We start from the raw sequence: 16,120 nt of genomic DNA on the forward strand, positions 1-16,120 counted from the left end.
TTTCTATCCTACCCTATTAGTATAAACGAACTAAATAAAAACGCAAGACAAAAAGTGAGAAAAATGAAAATGGTGAGGAAAGGGAAATAAAGTATAAGTAACTATTTTTTTTATTTTCCTTTAGTTCTTTTTTTTTGAAAAAGAGTCGACTTTGGTGAATATAGATCTTCAATAAAGATTGTGATAATCGCTTGTTTCTGCGAATAGTTAAAGTGATGTTGAACAAATCATTGTGCTATATTTTTCTGATTAAATGGAATAGAACAGCCTGTTATTTTAGGGGAATCTGTAATTTCATATTCAAAATAGCCCTTTTTTCTCACGACTTTTATCCTTTTTGTAAAATTTTGATAAGATAATACAGTTTTTAGTGTTATTATTTTCTTATATTATGTATATCTTTGCTGCTTGGATATAGCAAGAGAAGAATAAGGGTAAATATTTTTAAAAGAGAAGCATAGAACCAAAATAATAAATTATACATATAGGATGCTTCCTCTTTATAATTTGGAGTGATTATGTTCATGAGAGAAAAACAGGCAGAGCTGATCGTAGAGAATTCTTTAGCAGTATTAGAGCTTCTGGATAGAGAGTATTTTATAAATAGGGATGAGGTTACCACGATAAATGGCAATCAATGTGCACAGGAATCTGTCAATATTGCATTAAAAACAGCAAAAGAGATTCATTTGATTACAAGTAAATCTATTTTTCATTTAAGAGAGTTGGAATTGAGAGCGAATTGGAATGACACGTATTAGGATAAATACTGGTTGGTCGGTTTAATTAGTGCAGGATTAATCTGTTAAAAGTATCGCTGTGCGTTATCCAGGACGACAGAAATTTTAGGAGAGAGCTATGGTTATAGAAATGGATTTAACACTGGCAAGATTGCAGGTTGAAAGTATACGGGAAATGTGTCGGAGCCAATTACAGGTTTACGAACAGTTACAAAAAACAATTAAGCATTTAAGTATAACAATTAGTCGGGAGTCACCGATGTATGATTCGACACAAAAGTATTTTGTTGCTGTCCTTTTACCTTTAGTCAAAGGAGCGGCTTTGCTAAGTGAACTTATTGTAGAGGCGAATGTGCGATTTATTGAAGAATATCTGGAAAATATAGACGATTGCAGCTTGAACTCAGCTGAGCTGGAAGAACAAATCAAATTATGGGAGCTGCAAATTACGACAAGTCAAATGAGGCTGAGAGCTTTGGCTGATTCTTCTATGGATCCACGAAATAAAGCTTTTCAGATCAGTGAAAATATGATGATTTTAGGAACCTATGGAGGAATTAAGGCAGAGTTGAAACAAAAGCTCGATCAGCTGATAAGTTTTCATAACAGCTCTTCAGCGATCTTTGATAAGGTTAATCAGCTAAATAGTATCTTAGAGCAAGGTTGCAGACAAGCTGACAGCTGTTGGAATGAGCGTGACAGACAATTTGTTCTTCCTCCTCAGGCAGAACTGCTTTGGGCGGCAAAGCTGGAGTATTGCTACTATATAAGAAAAAAACAAAGAATTGAAGACTCCGACACTGTTCCGATTATCAATAAATTATAATAATGACTGAGGACTTTGCAAGTAGTTTTATTAAGAAAATATGCTGGGTCCTGATTAAGGAAGGCTTATAAGCTTATGAAGCAGCCCTTTTTGAGAGGATTGGATACAAAATGAATGAGCTTCATTAACTGCTTTATGAAAACTAAAATCAGCTTTTTCTGTTGTGCATTTCTCCGATATTCGATATAGTAAAGTTAGGTCCATCCAACAATAGAATGCCTATATTGGATGGACTCAGAAATTGGTTGTTGAAAAGAAAAGGGGAAATAAAATGATTAGCAGCGAGATAAAAAAGAAAGCCAAACAATTATTGCATAAGAATTATGGACATTGGAGCACGCTTGTGGTAATTCCTTTTGTTTTATTGGGGATTTATTTCTTCTTTATAATGATTTTTTCCATCGCAGCGGCTACAATCAGCAGTCATACCTATTATGATGACAGCAATGTTTATCGTTCGTGGCAGGATGGCGGAACAAATAATAATACATACGGTGATTATTGGGATGGCTATGATGATGGTTATAATGATGGCTGGGACGATGGTTGGGATGAAGGCTGGGATGCATATCATGAAGATGACTATTATTATGATGATGAAGAAAGTCCGCTGAATATCCATGTTCCATTGAGTACATCGACAGCAACTTTGTCAAATGAAAGCAGCATGTATCGTTCTTATCATAATTATGGGGACAGATCAGGCTTCATTGGAAGGTTCTTTGTTTTTCTAGTATGGCTATTGATTATGATTGTCATGGTCTTGTATCAGGGAATGATTAAATGGGCAGCTGTTGATAATATTGAAGGAGAACCATTTAGTTTAAAGCTGACCTTTAATAAATTCTTTAATGAAAATCGAAGTCGTGTAGTCAAAGCAAACTTGCTGGTATGGCTCTACACATTTCTGTGGGCGCTGTTATTCTATATTCCAGGAATTGTGAAACGAGTTTCCTACAGCATGACAAATTATCTGCTGCGAAAAGATGAAAAGTTGACGGCACAGGAAGCTATCGCGTTGAGTATGGAGTTAATGAAGGGATATAAGATGGAATATTTTATGTTTACTCTGTCATTCGCTCTTTGGTATTTCTCCGCTTTCTTCAGTATAGGTATTTCATTATTCCATATTATTCCATACTTCAGTGTTTCAGAGGCGTTGTTCTTTGATCAGCTGATTGCCGAAAAACACCATTTGTTCAGTCATGAACTGGAAGCAGGATTTACAGATTTCTAAAGAGTATAAATAATAAAATGATTCTGGGGAGAGCTTGATTTACCACTCAGAATCGTTTTTTTTTGAAAGATGGTATAATTAGCAGAATGAAAAAGGGTGTGGCTACTCGTCGCATGTCTTATGGTTATGTAAGAATTTGCTTCTGCGCTTCTCCGAATGCTTGTCACATGTCTTAGGATCATATAAGACATGCCAACACTTTTCTAAATAGATGAGCTGTATTTGTATTGATGTGGGACGTGTAGATACAAGGGTTTTCTGTAGTAAAAAGTCAGTTATCAGAATTGCCAGTCTTACTGTTACAGGAACATCAAGTGGAAAGGTATGCGCAGCTCTGATGGGGATAAATTTGTCAAAATTTTATTCTATATAAAAGGACAGCTGTATGCGAACTGACGATCTCATAAATGTGCAGATATTCACTCTTAAATAGGAGATGGCTAATCACAGAGGTATATAAAGTGGAGTATCGTTTATTCGGTTTTTAGGGAATGCGGTATAGTTCCCCTTCTGTACAAATAGTATTTAATTGTGTATGAAAGGTGTGTAATAAATGAAACTGAATATAAAAGCATTAAAGAATAAATTCAAACAGGGAAATGTCATTCTTTTTTTAGTGAGTGAGGTGCTGATAAATCTGATGCTTTTTTATCCGCTTGTATTTGCTGTGTCATTGGCAGAAGCGTCTGTTGGATTTTCCATTTTTAAGCTAATCATTTATCTTCCGTTTATCAGTTCAGCTTCCGGCTTGCTGGTGCTGCTGATGACAAAGCCTTGCTGGATAAAACTTTTCTCAGGGTTATTTTTTCTGTCAAAAATCTTGTTGCTGATCTATATCTTCCTAAAGCTTTTTCAAAGCTGGTATGGCTGGCTGCTGCTTTTCTTTATTCTTGTAAGTTTTGGAATTATCGTGAGATTTTTGAAAAAAAAGGTTCATTAAGAATACAGGGATGTATTAAGAATGAATATCAATTATGGAGCTGATCCTCTTCAGATCGGCTTTTTTTGTATTTGTATGAACGGTAAATTTTATTGATATAAATTAATAATAATTGTTATTTTATCTAAATATTTCTCGTGTGAAAAACAGATGAAATTTTAACTATTATTTTATTGACTTCATTTTTTGATGTGGGTATAGTAAGAAAGTGAAAAAAATTAGAGAAATAATAAATATAATTGGGGGTTTCTTACGAATATACTTAGTTGTACAGCCGTATAGTAAAAAGGACTTATTTTAGAACAATGGCTGAAAAACACTGGAAAGGGTTTAACCAATGAAAAGAAAAGCTAGAATGAGTATCATTATTTTTTTGTCGGCTGTCTTTATTTTGGATGCACTAGGCTGCTATGCAGCACTTACTTTTTTTAGCGCCAAAGAAAATGCAGAAGCAACAAAGAATAATGACTTTACAGGGGATGATTTACAGAATGATAAAGAGCTGACAATCATGCTGATTGGAACAGACACACGAGATGTTGACGTAGATGACGATGTAGATGGTGGTCGTTCAGATACGTTGATGATTGCGCACTACGACACTACCAGTAAGCAGCCGAAGCTAATCTCGATAATGCGTGACAGCTATGTGAATATTCCGGGATACGGCTATGACAAGATTAACTCAGCTTATGCATATGGTGGAGCAAAGGTGATAAAAGAAGTGATAAATGAAAGCTTTGATCTTCCAATAAACTATTATGCAGTGATTGATTTCAGTCAGTTTAGCGGGTTGATTGATGAGCTTTATCCAAAAGGGGTATCTATTGATGCTGAGAAAGATATTAATCTGGACGGTGTTGATATATACCAGGGTGAGCAGGTGATGGATGGTCAGACATTGCTGCAATACGCCCGTTTTAGAATGGATGAAGAAGGCGACTTTGGTCGTGTGCGTCGCCAGCAGCAGGTAATGGTTGCTTTAGCGGATCAGTCTAAGGATTTAGTTCCTTTACTAAAACTGCCAAAAGCAGCTGGAAAAGCAGCCGGCAAGCTTGATACGAATGTTCCGACGGATTTGATTATTGATTTGGCGAAGAATTTTCTGATTGGCAGAGTCAAACCATTGGAAATTTTATCAGTGCCTGTTGAAGGAAGCTGGAATTTTAACAATTATACTTCTTCAGGAAGTGTGATTGAAATTGATGAAGCCATGAATGCACAGGCAATAAAAGAATTCTTAAATGGTACTCAGACTGCTGAAAACACTGATCAGCAGATCGCTGACAGCAGACAATAGGAAGTAGTAAAAATAAATAAAAGACCCTTGACGGAGCTTTTTGAAAGTCGTCAAAGGGTCTTTTTGCATCAAACGATTATTTACCGGAAGTAATGAATGGAGAAAGCATTCCAGCCAGAGCTTCAACATTTCTTGTTTGAATAAGAACAGTTCCCCTGCCATGGAATTCATTAACCAGACCTTCACCTGTTGTGAAGCCGAACATACCGGAAGCCGCTTTAATATTGTATTCCAACGACTCAGACCAAGCTACTACGTGCTGGTTATCGATAATAAATGGTTGGCTGCCGTCAAGCTGAAGTTCTACAATGTCACCGTATGCATTAATTAAAAGTGTTCCTTTTCCTGATGTTTCCATAACGAAGAATCCACCGGTGCCACCGAAGAATGCGGTACTTATTTTTTGACGTTTCATTTGATACGAAACTGTTGAGTCGGCTGCCAGAAAAGCACCGTCATTTAAACGCCAATGTTCCAAACCAACATCCAGTTTTTTGATTGCTCCCGGAGTTCCCGGAGCCAAAGCGATTATGGCGTGATCACTCAAGCCTTTTGCCTGTGTAATAAAAAAGCTTTCGCTGCTTGCCATGGAACGCCCTAACGCACGAATTGCTCCGCCCAGACCTGATTGGCCATTGCTGTTCATTTTTCCTTCTAAATTAATTTGCCCATTGTGATAAACCATTGCACCACGTTCTAATTGAATCATTTCTCCATTTTTTAAAGAAATTTCAACCAACGGAAACAACGTGTTTTCTGTCATTTTAAATTCCAACAGTAATCTCCTCCTCGAATATCCTTAATTAAAATTTAACTATTTTTAATAACGCATGTGCAAATAATTATAACTTTATTCCAAGATAATTCAAAGAAAATTCTAATTTAGAATCAGGAAATTCATAATAACTCAATAGATTCAAGATAAACTATAAGAGGATATTGGGAGAAAATGAGGTAGGGAGTGAAAGTAATGAATGAAATACTAAAATTAACCGGTCTTTCCAAAAGCTATGGAACGCAGGAAATTCTTGATGAAATCAATTTTGTGATTGATACACCTGAGATTATTGCGCTTGTCGCACCAAATGGTACCGGAAAAACAACCCTGTTGAATTTAATTGCGGATATTGAGGATTGTGATGAAGGAGAAGTGAGAATTTGTGGACGACCAAATTATGACTATCGGATTTTTTATGATATGTCATATCTTCAGGATCCGACAATCCTGTACCAGCATTTAACTGGCTGGGACCATATGGAATTTATTCGGCGGGAATATAAAAAGACAAAAGAAGAAATGACGGCTCTTGTAGAAGAACTTGGCATGACCGATTATATGGAGAAAAAAGTAAAAAATTATTCCTTGGGTATGAAACAGCACTTGCTTCTGGGAATTGCCTTAATGAATGATCCCAAGCTGCTTCTTATGGATGAACCCTTGAACGGTTTGGACCCAGGCAGTATTTTGCAGGTTAGAGAAATCTTAAGTAAGCTCCATAAAAAAGGGATAACCATAATCTTATCTTCTCACAATCTGGAGGAGATAGGAAAGATTACGGAAAACATCCTGTTTTTACATGAAGGAAAGCTTATCCCTAAGGAAAAAATAGATATTGATGAAATGGAGTATGAGTTTATTCTGTCAAATCAGGAACTTGCAGGTAGTTTTCTGGAGAATATCAATGTATCTTATCAAAGCTGTTCGCCTTATAAAATAAGGGGCTATTTTTACTCAGAACAGCTTCTGGCATTTCAGGCGTTTTGTGAGGAGCAGCATATTACGATCTTTGAACAGAGGATGGCAAAAGAGACACTGGAAATGATCTACTTTACACTATTTTCAAATATGCAGGCAGTTTAAGCTGATAAAACTTGAATGAATAAAGTGGAAAAGAAATTCTAAAAATGTATTGCTGTTGATCATTCTTTTTATTCTTTTGGGATTCATTTAGCTGGTCGATAGGACAGAATCCGATGTATGGACAAGGCTGATTTAATGAGCTGAAAGCAAATGCAGACAAAATTCAACAGCTCTGGAGATACGCAAGTCCGGCAGAGACACACAACCTTCCTCAGTATTTTGGTGAGGGTGGGAATTTTATATCAGGGAAACGAGAAGTATAATAATATTGAGGAGTTGATATTTTATACTTGCTTGAATCAGAAAATAAGAAATAGTCGGTACTGACAGGAGCAGCTCAATGTTCAGACAGAACGACTGACATTTCAAAAAGAATATATTGATCTTGGCAGAACACAATGGGAATCTGTATTCTATGAAGAAGCTAAACGGCAGGAAATTGTTGTATACGACTATTAATCACAGGAGTAAATAAGTAGAACGATCTAGTTTGTCCCTTAAGGTCAACTTGGAGAAGGACCTCAATTAATCATCGACCTACAAGCCTCTCCTGTCCTCTTTAGTATGACAGGAAATAGCGTGTAGGTTGATGATTTTTTATTTTCATTCTGTTTGGTGAGGGTGATAACCCTCATGAGTGTCTGTCCCGATCTTTTTATCTATCTGTTTTTTACGTGAAAAATCATTTTTTGTATGTGAGTCATACGTAGAGATCATAGAAAGAAGAAAAATAGTTTTGGTTTCGTTTAAGACAAAAATAGAATCTTTACTTTTTAAGAATGAACACATAGAATAATAGAGTGTCTATTTTACTTAAAGGAGATTGTTTGTGCATACATATATAAAGAAAATAAAAGACTTTTTTGGAAAAATGAAATGGAAAGAAGGACTGCTGATTGTTGGCATACCGCTAATGATTCTAATCAGCAACTTATATTTACAGATGTGTCAAAATGACCTGTCTTTTGACTTGGCTTTTAAATTTGCTTTTTCATGGCATACAGAAAAATTCCTTTTAGGATGCCTGGTTCTTGGAACATTCCTGCTGTTTTTAGTAGCTTTATCTGGGTCGATAGGCTTTGGCAGCTTGTTGTATGTCATTATTATCGGAGTGCTGGGCTTTGCTGATTATCAGAAGATGTTTTATCGGCTTGAACCCATCTATCCCGATGATTTAAAAATGATAACCGAATTTGGACTGCTAAGGGAAATGATTGGAACGGTACTTTTTGTGGTGATTATTGGAATCAGTTTGGCTGGCTTGGGGTTATTCGGTTGGGCCATCTATAAAAGCTTTTCCAAGCCAAAGAAAACACAGATCATCAGAGGAGCTTTGTTGATTTGTTCTGTTGGATTAATGTTCTATTTCAGTGATTTTAACAATCCAAATAATCTGCTTAGAAAAGCATATAACAGATCAGCCTTCTGGATTCCTTACAGTCAGAAAATGAACTATTATAATACCGGATTTATTGGTGGCTTTCTCTACAATCTAAAAGTTACTGCTATGGAAGAGCCGGAAAATTATTCAAAAGAGACTATTGAAGAAATAGTCGAAACATACACTGCAGAAGCAGAGAAAAAGAATCAGGAAGCTGTTGAGGAAAAACCAAATATTATTTTTATAATGAGTGAAAGCTTTTCTGATCCGCTGGCACTCGAAGGAATTACTGCTGATAAGAACCCGCTGGCAGAATATAAGTCAATTGCTGAGCAGACTTACAGTGGTCAAATGCTTTCTCAAAATTATGGCGGAGGTACAGCGAATATCGAATTTGAAGCATTAACCGGCTTGTCCATGGAGCTTTTCAATGCGCAAATGACAACGCCATACACCATGCTTTTGCCAAATATGAAGGAGTTTCCTTCAATCGTTTCTTTCTTAAAAGAAGAGGATTATGCAACGACAGCAATTCATCCTTACAATACCTCGATGTATAAACGGAAAGATGTTTACACTATGCTTGGTTTTGATGAATTTATTTATGAAGACACAATGGAACATACTGACAAGATTGAAAATAATTCGTATATTTCAGACGCAGCAGCTTATAAGGAAATCATGGGTTTGTTGTCAGGGACGTCTGATCCGCAATTTATTCATTTGGTTACCATGCAGACGCACATGCCATACAGCGATAAGTATACAACCTTGAACTACTCTTCTCAAAGTACTGAAAATAAGCACAGCATCGACAGCTATATGCAGGATATTGCATACAGCAGCGAAGCATTGAAAGATTTTATTGAAGAGCTGAACCAGCTGGATCGGCGAACACTCGTTGTATTTTGGGGAGATCATCTGCCTAGTATTTATTCAGAGGAACTTCAGGCTGCCAACGAAGCAGATGCTAAAATGCACAGAACAGAATTTCTCATGTATGATACAGCCCATCAACTATCTGAAAAAACAACACATGATGCAATCACGAGTCCATACTACTTTGCACCATCCTTGCTTGAGCAGAGCAATTTGAAAACATCCGGCTTCTATCAGCTGCTGTTAAATGTTCAGGAAGCAATCCCTGCATTTGAAAAAGGAATTTACTATGTTGGTGATCAGTGGAGTAAGGAAATGAAGCTCAGCAATGAGCAGGAAGCCTATTATGAAGCTTACCAGATGGTTCAGTATGATTTGGTATCAGGAGAAAAATACAGCTTGAAAACAGATTTTTATAATTCAGCTTTTGAGTAGACGAGATGTCCGGTCATAATTCTGCGTTTTTCTCAATAGAATGATAGGTAAGAGGAGTACTAAAATGAGCTTTAAGAAAAAAGACAACTCAATTTATTATAACCCGATTCGCCGTGCGGTCTTAAATTATCAAATGATTCAGCCTGGAGAGAGAGTTGCAATTGGAATGAGCGGCGGGAAAGACAGCACCAGTCTGTTTTACTTTTTAGATACTATCTCGAAGCAGGAGCGGTTGGGCTTTTCGTTTGAAATTGTGCCAATTTCTTTGGATATGGGATTTGATATGGATATTCGCCCAATGCAGGACTTTGTGGAGAAGCTGGGCTATTCACTTGATGTTGTACCGACCAATATTGCCAAAGTGGTCTTTGACATCAGGGAAGAGCGTTCCCCCTGTTCTTTGTGTGCAAAGCTGAGAAGAGGGATTCTGTATAATCGTGCTAAAGAGCTGGGCTGTAATAAAGTGGCGCTAGGACATCATTTGGATGATGCAATTGAAACGTATTTCATGAACTTTCTCTTTCATGGAACGATGGAAAGCTTTGAGCCGAAGAGCTATTTGACAAAAACAGCGGTTACCTTAATTCGTCCGTTGCTTTATCTTCATGAAACGGATATTGTCAAGTTTGTGAAGCGAGAAGAGCTGCCGGTGATATTCAATCCCTGTCCAGTTGATAAAAAGACAAAGCGGGAAGAAATAAAGCGTTTGGTTACAGGGCTTTCAGAAAAGTATCCGGATATTCGCGAGAAATTCATCATGGGAATGGAACAGGGAACGCAAGAAAATTTCTGGACAAAAAGTCTGAAATTCAAGGATGAAGGGTAGGGAATCAGGCGGTTTAACGCGAAGAAAATTGAGATTGGTAAAATCCTGAAAAATCGAATAACTGTGCGGCTGTTTCTTTATTTTGAGGTCGTGACAAAGCTGCTCCGTGCTCCTGCGGTTACTCGTCGCAGTTAAGATCGTGCAAGTGCTCCTGCGATTACTCGTCGTATGTTTGAGGGGCATATAAGAACTTGCTCCTATGCTTCTTACGAATGCTCGGATCATACAAAGACTGGAACGCTTTTTATTCGGTTTTAAGACTTCTAGATATACTAATTCCACAGTCCAGAGAAAATTAAGTCATTTTATTTGAGTGAATTACTGACCTCATGAAAAAAGAAAGCATGAAAATTTACTTTTAGACTTGAAAAACGGATCGCTGTCAGTCATAATATTAGAAACGGTAATTTTTAAAAACAGTTGTTGTTTTTAGAGATTATTCTTTCATGAGGGAGTAACTGGCAGCTGAAGAGCTGTGGCAGCATCACCAACACTGGAATTCGTTCCCTGGTGTTGTCTTAAACAGTGAGACTTATGTGTGTACTTAATTTTTAAGTAGCATGCAGAAGTCTATTTTTTTATGTTTTGTAAAAAATTAGGTAAAATAGACTGGAAAGCAGCTGCAATGTTCAAGGAGGAAGAAAATGTCAGAACAGAGAAGAGTACAATTATCAGAAGCATTTTATACGCAATCGGAGGAAATAGTGCTGGAGAAAATGACCACCAGTGTTGATGGTCTTTCCGAAGAAGAGGCGAGAAAGAGACTAACTGAATACGGAAAAAATGCATTAGAGGAAGGCAAGAAGAAATCAATTTTTGTTAAATTTTTGGAACAATTCAAAGATTTTATGATTATCGTATTACTTGCTGCAGCGGTAATCTCGGCTTTATTTTCTCATGAGATTGTTGACTCGGTAATTATTTTACTAGTGGTGGTTCTGAATGCCATTTTTGGTGTTGTTCAGGAAGCTAAGGCGGAAGAAGCGATCGAAGCGCTAAAAGAAATGTCTTCGCCAAATGCCAATGTTCGTCGTGATGGGCATGCTCTTTCCGTTAAAAGTGATGAACTGGTTCCAGGCGATATTGTATTGCTTGATGCTGGAGATGTGGTTCCGGCGGATCTTCGATTACTGGAAGCAGCAAGTCTGAAAATTGAAGAGGCTGCGTTAACCGGAGAATCCGTACCTGTTGAGAAAAAAGCCGGCACATTGGAGCAGTCGGCACAGGAAATTGGAATAGGTGATCGTTTGAACATGGCTTATTCCAACAGTAACGTAACCTATGGTCGTGGTGTAGGAGTTGTTGTCGGTACAGGAATGAATACGGAAGTTGGGAAGATTGCCGGGATGCTTGCTGGTGAAAAGGAACAGGAAACACCGCTCAAGCAGAACTTAAACCAGCTGGGAAAAGTTCTGACTGTTGCAATTCTGATTATTGCAGTGATTATGTTTGCTGTCGGATTAGCAAACGGCAGAGATTGGGTGGACATGCTGCTGACGTCTATTTCGCTGGCAGTAGCTGCCATACCGGAGGGGCTGCCAGCTATTGTAACGATCATTCTGGCGCTAGGCACACAGAAAATGGCAAAGAAAAATGCGATTGTCCGCAAACTGCCTGCGGTGGAAACTTTGGGCAGTACAGACATTATTTGTTCGGATAAAACCGGGACATTGACATTAAATCAAATGACTGTTGAAGTGCTGTATGCGAATAATTATTTGGCACCCGCTTCACAGGCTGTTTCGTCCGATAATATGGCATTAAAGATTATGACCTTTGCTAATGATACAAAAATTTCTCAAGACGGTACACTCATTGGAGATCCAACGGAGACTGCACTGGTACAGTTTGGACTGGATCACAGCTTTAATGTTACGGAGAAAGTAATGGCTGAACCACGTGTGGCTGAAATTCCATTTGATTCCGATCGGAAATTGATGACGACGGTTCATCAACTTGAAAACGGCAAATACTTGATTGCTGTGAAAGGCGCACCGGATGAACTGCTGAAACGCTGCAGTCAGATCGAAATAAATGGTCAAACAGCGGTTATTAGTGAGAATGACCGTAAGGAAATACTTTTAAACAATACGAAAATGGCGAAGCAGGCACTTCGCGTTCTGGGAATGGCTTATAATTATGCTGATACAGTACCATCTGAAATGACTTCTGAATCAGTGGAAAAAGACTTGATTTTTGCTGGTTTGGTTGGAATGATTGATCCGGAACGGAAAGAAGCTGCAGCGGCAGTGAAGGTTGCCAAAGAAGCAGGTATTCGTCCTATTATGATTACAGGAGATCACCGTGAAACAGCTGAAGCAATTGCTGCAAGACTTGGTATTATTAAAGAAGGGGATGACGCTGCGGTAATTACCGGAGCGGAGCTGAATAATCTTTCTGATGAGGTGTTTGCAAGTACTGTCGGTAAGTATTCTGTCTATGCTCGTGTTTCACCTGAACACAAGGTTCGTATTGTCAAAGCATGGCAAAATGAAGGGAAAGTAGTCGCCATGACTGGTGATGGGGTTAATGATGCACCGGCGTTAAAAGCTGCAGATATCGGTATTGGAATGGGCATTACAGGTACGGAGGTTTCCAAAGGGGCATCTGATATGGTGCTGGCAGATGATAACTTCTCAACGATTATCGTTGCGGTGGAAGAGGGACGTAAAGTCTTCTCCAATATTCAAAAAACGATTCAATACTTGTTGTCCGCGAACCTTGCAGAGGTATTGACGCTGTTCATTGCCACCATGTTGAATTGGGATACATTACTGCCTGTTCACTTATTATGGATTAATCTGGTAACAGATACTTTCCCTGCAATTGCATTAGGTGTTGAGCCGGCAGAAAGTGATGTTATGAAGCAGGTGCCAAGAGGAAAGAATTCCAATTTCTTTTCAGGCGGTGTACTGAGCAGTGTGATTTATCAGGGAGTACTCCAAGGCGGACTGATTCTGTTTGTGTATCATCTGGCCATCACGAATCCTGCTCATACTGCAATAAATATGCCGAATTTATCTGCACAGGCACTATATGACCTGCAGCATGGCGATGCATTAACAATGGCATTTGCTGCATTAGGGCTGATTCAACTGCTTCATGCATTTAATGTGAAATCGATCCATGAGTCTATTTTTACAGTTGGTTTGTTCAAGAACAAGACCTTTAACTGGGCGTTGTTAATTTCTGCGCTGCTGCTAACCGCAACGATCGTGGTTCCGGGCTTTAATGACCTGTTCAGAGTAACTACGCTTGATCCCTATCAGTGGATGATTGTGGTATTGGCATCTGTGTCAATTATTCCGATTGTTGAGATTGTTAAATTGGTTCAGAGACGAACAGGCAAGGCATAACTTCTTAAAAATCAGGATATCAGTACTTTAAAAAAGAAGAAAAGGAAAATTTTTTTCCAGTTCATTAGATTGAGTATAAGACAAAGCCGTTTGAAGGTGGTCTTATACTCTTTTTCTTTAATTCATATTGCCTTTACAACAGAATTGAAACATGCTAAACTCGTAAATGAGCAATAACGAGTTGTTTTTTGCGAATTCAAGCTCTTAAGAGCAGAAAGAGGCTGTAAGAATGATAAAAGAAATAGAGAACAGAGCTATTGCAGGGATTAGGAGTTTGGCAATTGATATTGTGGAGAAAGCAAACTCGGGACATCCGGGAATGCCGATGGGCGCAGCACCAATGGCTTATACTTTATGGGCAAAGCAAATGAAGTATGCTCCCACTGTTCCAAATTGGATTAATCGGGATCGATTCATTTTAGCTGCTGGACATGGTTCTGCGCTGCTTTATTCGTTAATGTACTTGTTTGGTTATGAAGAGATGACTGTTGAGGAGCTGAAACAGTTTAGACAGCTGGGCAGTAAAACACCTGGACATCCTGAATATCTGCATACAGCCGGAATTGATGCTACAAGCGGACCTTTGGGACAGGGAATTGCCATGTCTGTGGGGATGGCTATTGCTGAGGCGCATCTATCAGAAACTTATAACAAGAAAGAGCTGAATCTCATTGACCATTATACCTATGCGTTATGCGGTGATGGGGATTTAATGGAAGGAGTTACCAGCGAAGCTTCTTCTCTGGCAGGTCATTTGAAACTTGGAAAGCTGATTGTTCTTTATGACAGCAACGATATTTCTTTGGACGGTAAATTGAGCCATTCCTTTTCTGAGGATGTTCAAAAAAGGTATGAATCCTATGGCTGGCAGATCCTAAGAGTTGAGAACGGTAATGACATTGAGTCCATTGATGAGAAGATTAAAGAAGCCAAAGCGAATCTTGAACAGCCGACTCTAATTGAAATCAGAACAACAATCGGATTCGGCTCACCAAATAAAGCCGGAGCTTCCAGTTCCCATGGCGCACCTCTGGGGGCAGAAGAAGCTGCTAAAACAAAAGACAACTATGGCTGGTCAGAAGAGCCATTTGTTATTCCAGAAGATATTCTTGAACATACACGCGCTCAGATTGCAACTGGGAAAAAACTTGTTGAAGAATGGAATCGGAAACTTGAAGAATATCAGGAAAAATATCCAAAAGAAGCGAAAGAATTTGAGCAGGCAATCAACTTTTCTTATGATCTGTCACAGCTCTCCTATCCGGACTATGAAGCAGGACAAACGCTGGCGACTCGAGTCTCCTCCGGGAAAGTGCTGAATCAGCTTGCAGTGCAGATTCCATCGATGATTGGCGGTTCTGCTGATTTATCCAGCTCAAATAAGACCTATCTGGCTAATGCAGGGGACTTCAGCTCGTTTAATTACCGAAACCGCAATATCTGGTTTGGTGTTCGGGAATTTGGAATGGCAGCAATTTCCAATGGGATGCAGCTACATGGCGGATTGCAGGCATTTTGCTCCACATTTTTTGTCTTTTCCGATTATCTTCGTCCGGCAATTAGGATGTCAGCTTTGATGAAGTTGCCTGTGACATATATCTTTACCCATGACAGTATTGCGGTCGGAGAAGATGGACCAACGCACGAACCGATTGAGCACTTGGCAGCAATACGTGCAATGCCGGATGTAGATCTGATTCGACCAGCTGAAGGAAAAGAAGTGATTGCAGCATGGAAAGCTTGTCTTTCCAACAGGGAAGAACCAACGATTTTGGCATTAACCCGTCAGGATTTACCAACACTTTCTTCTGATCAGAAAGTCATTGATGCAGGGGTGTCCAAGGGAGCCTATATTGTTTCTGAAGCAGGAAATAACAGAATAGACGGGTTGCTGCTTGCGACAGGCTCGGAGGTTCATCTGGTAATTGAAGCACAGAAAAAACTGGAAGAAGAAGGGAGCTTTGTCCGGGTAGTTTCAATGCCCAGCTGGAACCGGTTTGAAAAGCAAAGTAAAGAATATAAAGAGTCTATTCTTCCTGAAAAAATCACCAAACGTTTGGCTGTTGAAATGGGCAGCAAATTTGGCTGGAGAGAATACATTGGCAGAGAAGGCGAGGTGCTGTCCATCGACCGTTATGGAGCTAGTGCCCCAGCAGAGCTGCTTATGGAGTCATTTGGCTTTACAGTGGAAAATGTTGTGAATAAATATCGATCTTTGTGAAAAAATAAAACTTGAATTTCTTTATTTTAATGTTATACTCTCTCTTTTTCAGCTTAATTGTATGGGTCTGAAAAAGGGGAGGGTTTATTTAATAAACTCATAAAATAACACTATGATA

The 16,120-nt window shown here is 38.7% G+C and carries 11 protein-coding genes; 10 read left to right on the plus strand and 1 reads right to left on the minus strand.

Annotated features, from left to right (window positions below; all coding sequences use genetic code 11):
- Positions 1-524: 524 nt before the first annotated feature.
- The 5 genes from IW492_RS14330 to IW492_RS14350 all read left to right on the plus strand — a co-directional run bounded on the left by IW492_RS14330 (position 525) and on the right by IW492_RS14350 (position 5,043).
- The gene (locus tag IW492_RS14330) at positions 525-761 is read left to right on the plus strand and encodes a hypothetical protein (RefSeq protein ID WP_202068420.1); all 237 of its coding nucleotides are present in this window, start codon (positions 525-527) and stop codon (positions 759-761) included.
- Positions 762-858: 97 nt separating this feature from the next.
- Positions 859-1,566, plus strand: a complete 708-nt coding sequence (locus IW492_RS14335; RefSeq protein ID WP_202068421.1) for a hypothetical protein — start codon at positions 859-861, stop codon at positions 1,564-1,566.
- A 271-nt stretch (positions 1,567-1,837) separates the two neighbouring features.
- Entirely contained in the window at positions 1,838-2,803 is a 966-nt protein-coding gene (locus IW492_RS14340) for a DUF975 family protein (protein WP_202068422.1), read from the plus strand.
- Between the two features lie 553 nt (positions 2,804-3,356).
- A complete protein-coding gene (locus IW492_RS14345; protein ID WP_202068423.1) occupies positions 3,357-3,743 on the plus strand; it encodes a hypothetical protein in 387 nt (128 codons plus the stop codon).
- A 337-nt stretch (positions 3,744-4,080) separates the two neighbouring features.
- Positions 4,081-5,043, plus strand: a complete 963-nt coding sequence (locus tag IW492_RS14350; protein WP_202068424.1) for an LCP family protein — start codon at positions 4,081-4,083, stop codon at positions 5,041-5,043.
- A gap of 76 nt (positions 5,044-5,119) precedes the next feature.
- On the opposite strand, the gene IW492_RS14355 is transcribed toward IW492_RS14350, so the two are convergent.
- Positions 5,120-5,818 (minus strand): TIGR00266 family protein, encoded by a 699-nt coding sequence (locus tag IW492_RS14355; RefSeq protein WP_202068425.1) that lies wholly within the window; start codon positions 5,816-5,818, stop codon positions 5,120-5,122.
- Positions 5,819-6,013: 195 nt separating this feature from the next.
- On the opposite strand from IW492_RS14355, the gene IW492_RS14360 reads away from it, so the two are divergent.
- The 5 genes from IW492_RS14360 (at position 6,014) to tkt (ending at position 16,002) form a co-directional block, all read left to right on the plus strand.
- Complete coding sequence (locus IW492_RS14360) at positions 6,014-6,904, plus strand: ABC transporter ATP-binding protein (RefSeq protein ID WP_202068426.1); 891 nt, start codon at positions 6,014-6,016, stop codon at positions 6,902-6,904.
- 841 nt (positions 6,905-7,745) lie between these two features.
- Positions 7,746-9,599, plus strand: a complete 1,854-nt coding sequence (locus IW492_RS14365; protein ID WP_442896357.1) for an LTA synthase family protein — start codon at positions 7,746-7,748, stop codon at positions 9,597-9,599.
- A 64-nt stretch (positions 9,600-9,663) separates the two neighbouring features.
- Positions 9,664-10,425 carry a tRNA 2-thiocytidine biosynthesis TtcA family protein gene (locus tag IW492_RS14370; RefSeq protein WP_202068428.1) on the plus strand — a complete coding sequence of 254 codons (762 nt, stop codon included), beginning with the start codon at positions 9,664-9,666 and terminating at the stop codon, positions 10,423-10,425.
- Positions 10,426-11,069: 644 nt separating this feature from the next.
- Positions 11,070-13,781, plus strand: a complete 2,712-nt coding sequence (locus tag IW492_RS14375; protein WP_202068430.1) for a cation-translocating P-type ATPase — start codon at positions 11,070-11,072, stop codon at positions 13,779-13,781.
- 229 nt (positions 13,782-14,010) lie between these two features.
- Complete coding sequence (gene tkt / locus IW492_RS14380) at positions 14,011-16,002, plus strand: transketolase (protein WP_202068432.1); 1,992 nt, start codon at positions 14,011-14,013, stop codon at positions 16,000-16,002.
- Positions 16,003-16,120 lie beyond the last annotated feature (118 nt).

Source organism: Enterococcus sp. BWB1-3 (assembly GCF_016745275.1).
Lineage (GTDB): Bacteria > Bacillota > Bacilli > Lactobacillales > Enterococcaceae > Enterococcus_L.

What these genes read in the sequence shown, in the direction of transcription:
- IW492_RS14335 (WP_202068421.1), top strand. Translation starts at nt 859, where the DNA reads ATGGTTATAGAAATGGATTTAACACTGGCAAGATTGCAGGTTGAAAGT.
- IW492_RS14345 (WP_202068423.1), top strand. Translation starts at nt 3,357, where the DNA reads ATGAAACTGAATATAAAAGCATTAAAGAATAAATTCAAACAGGGAAAT.
- IW492_RS14360 (WP_202068426.1), top strand. Translation starts at nt 6,014, where the DNA reads ATGAATGAAATACTAAAATTAACCGGTCTTTCCAAAAGCTATGGAACG.
- IW492_RS14330 (WP_202068420.1), top strand. Translation starts at nt 525, where the DNA reads ATGAGAGAAAAACAGGCAGAGCTGATCGTAGAGAATTCTTTAGCAGTA.
- IW492_RS14350 (WP_202068424.1), top strand. Translation starts at nt 4,081, where the DNA reads ATGAAAAGAAAAGCTAGAATGAGTATCATTATTTTTTTGTCGGCTGTC.
- tkt (WP_202068432.1), top strand. Translation starts at nt 14,011, where the DNA reads ATGATAAAAGAAATAGAGAACAGAGCTATTGCAGGGATTAGGAGTTTG.
- IW492_RS14375 (WP_202068430.1), top strand. Translation starts at nt 11,070, where the DNA reads ATGTCAGAACAGAGAAGAGTACAATTATCAGAAGCATTTTATACGCAA.
- IW492_RS14340 (WP_202068422.1), top strand. Translation starts at nt 1,838, where the DNA reads ATGATTAGCAGCGAGATAAAAAAGAAAGCCAAACAATTATTGCATAAG.
- IW492_RS14370 (WP_202068428.1), top strand. Translation starts at nt 9,664, where the DNA reads ATGAGCTTTAAGAAAAAAGACAACTCAATTTATTATAACCCGATTCGC.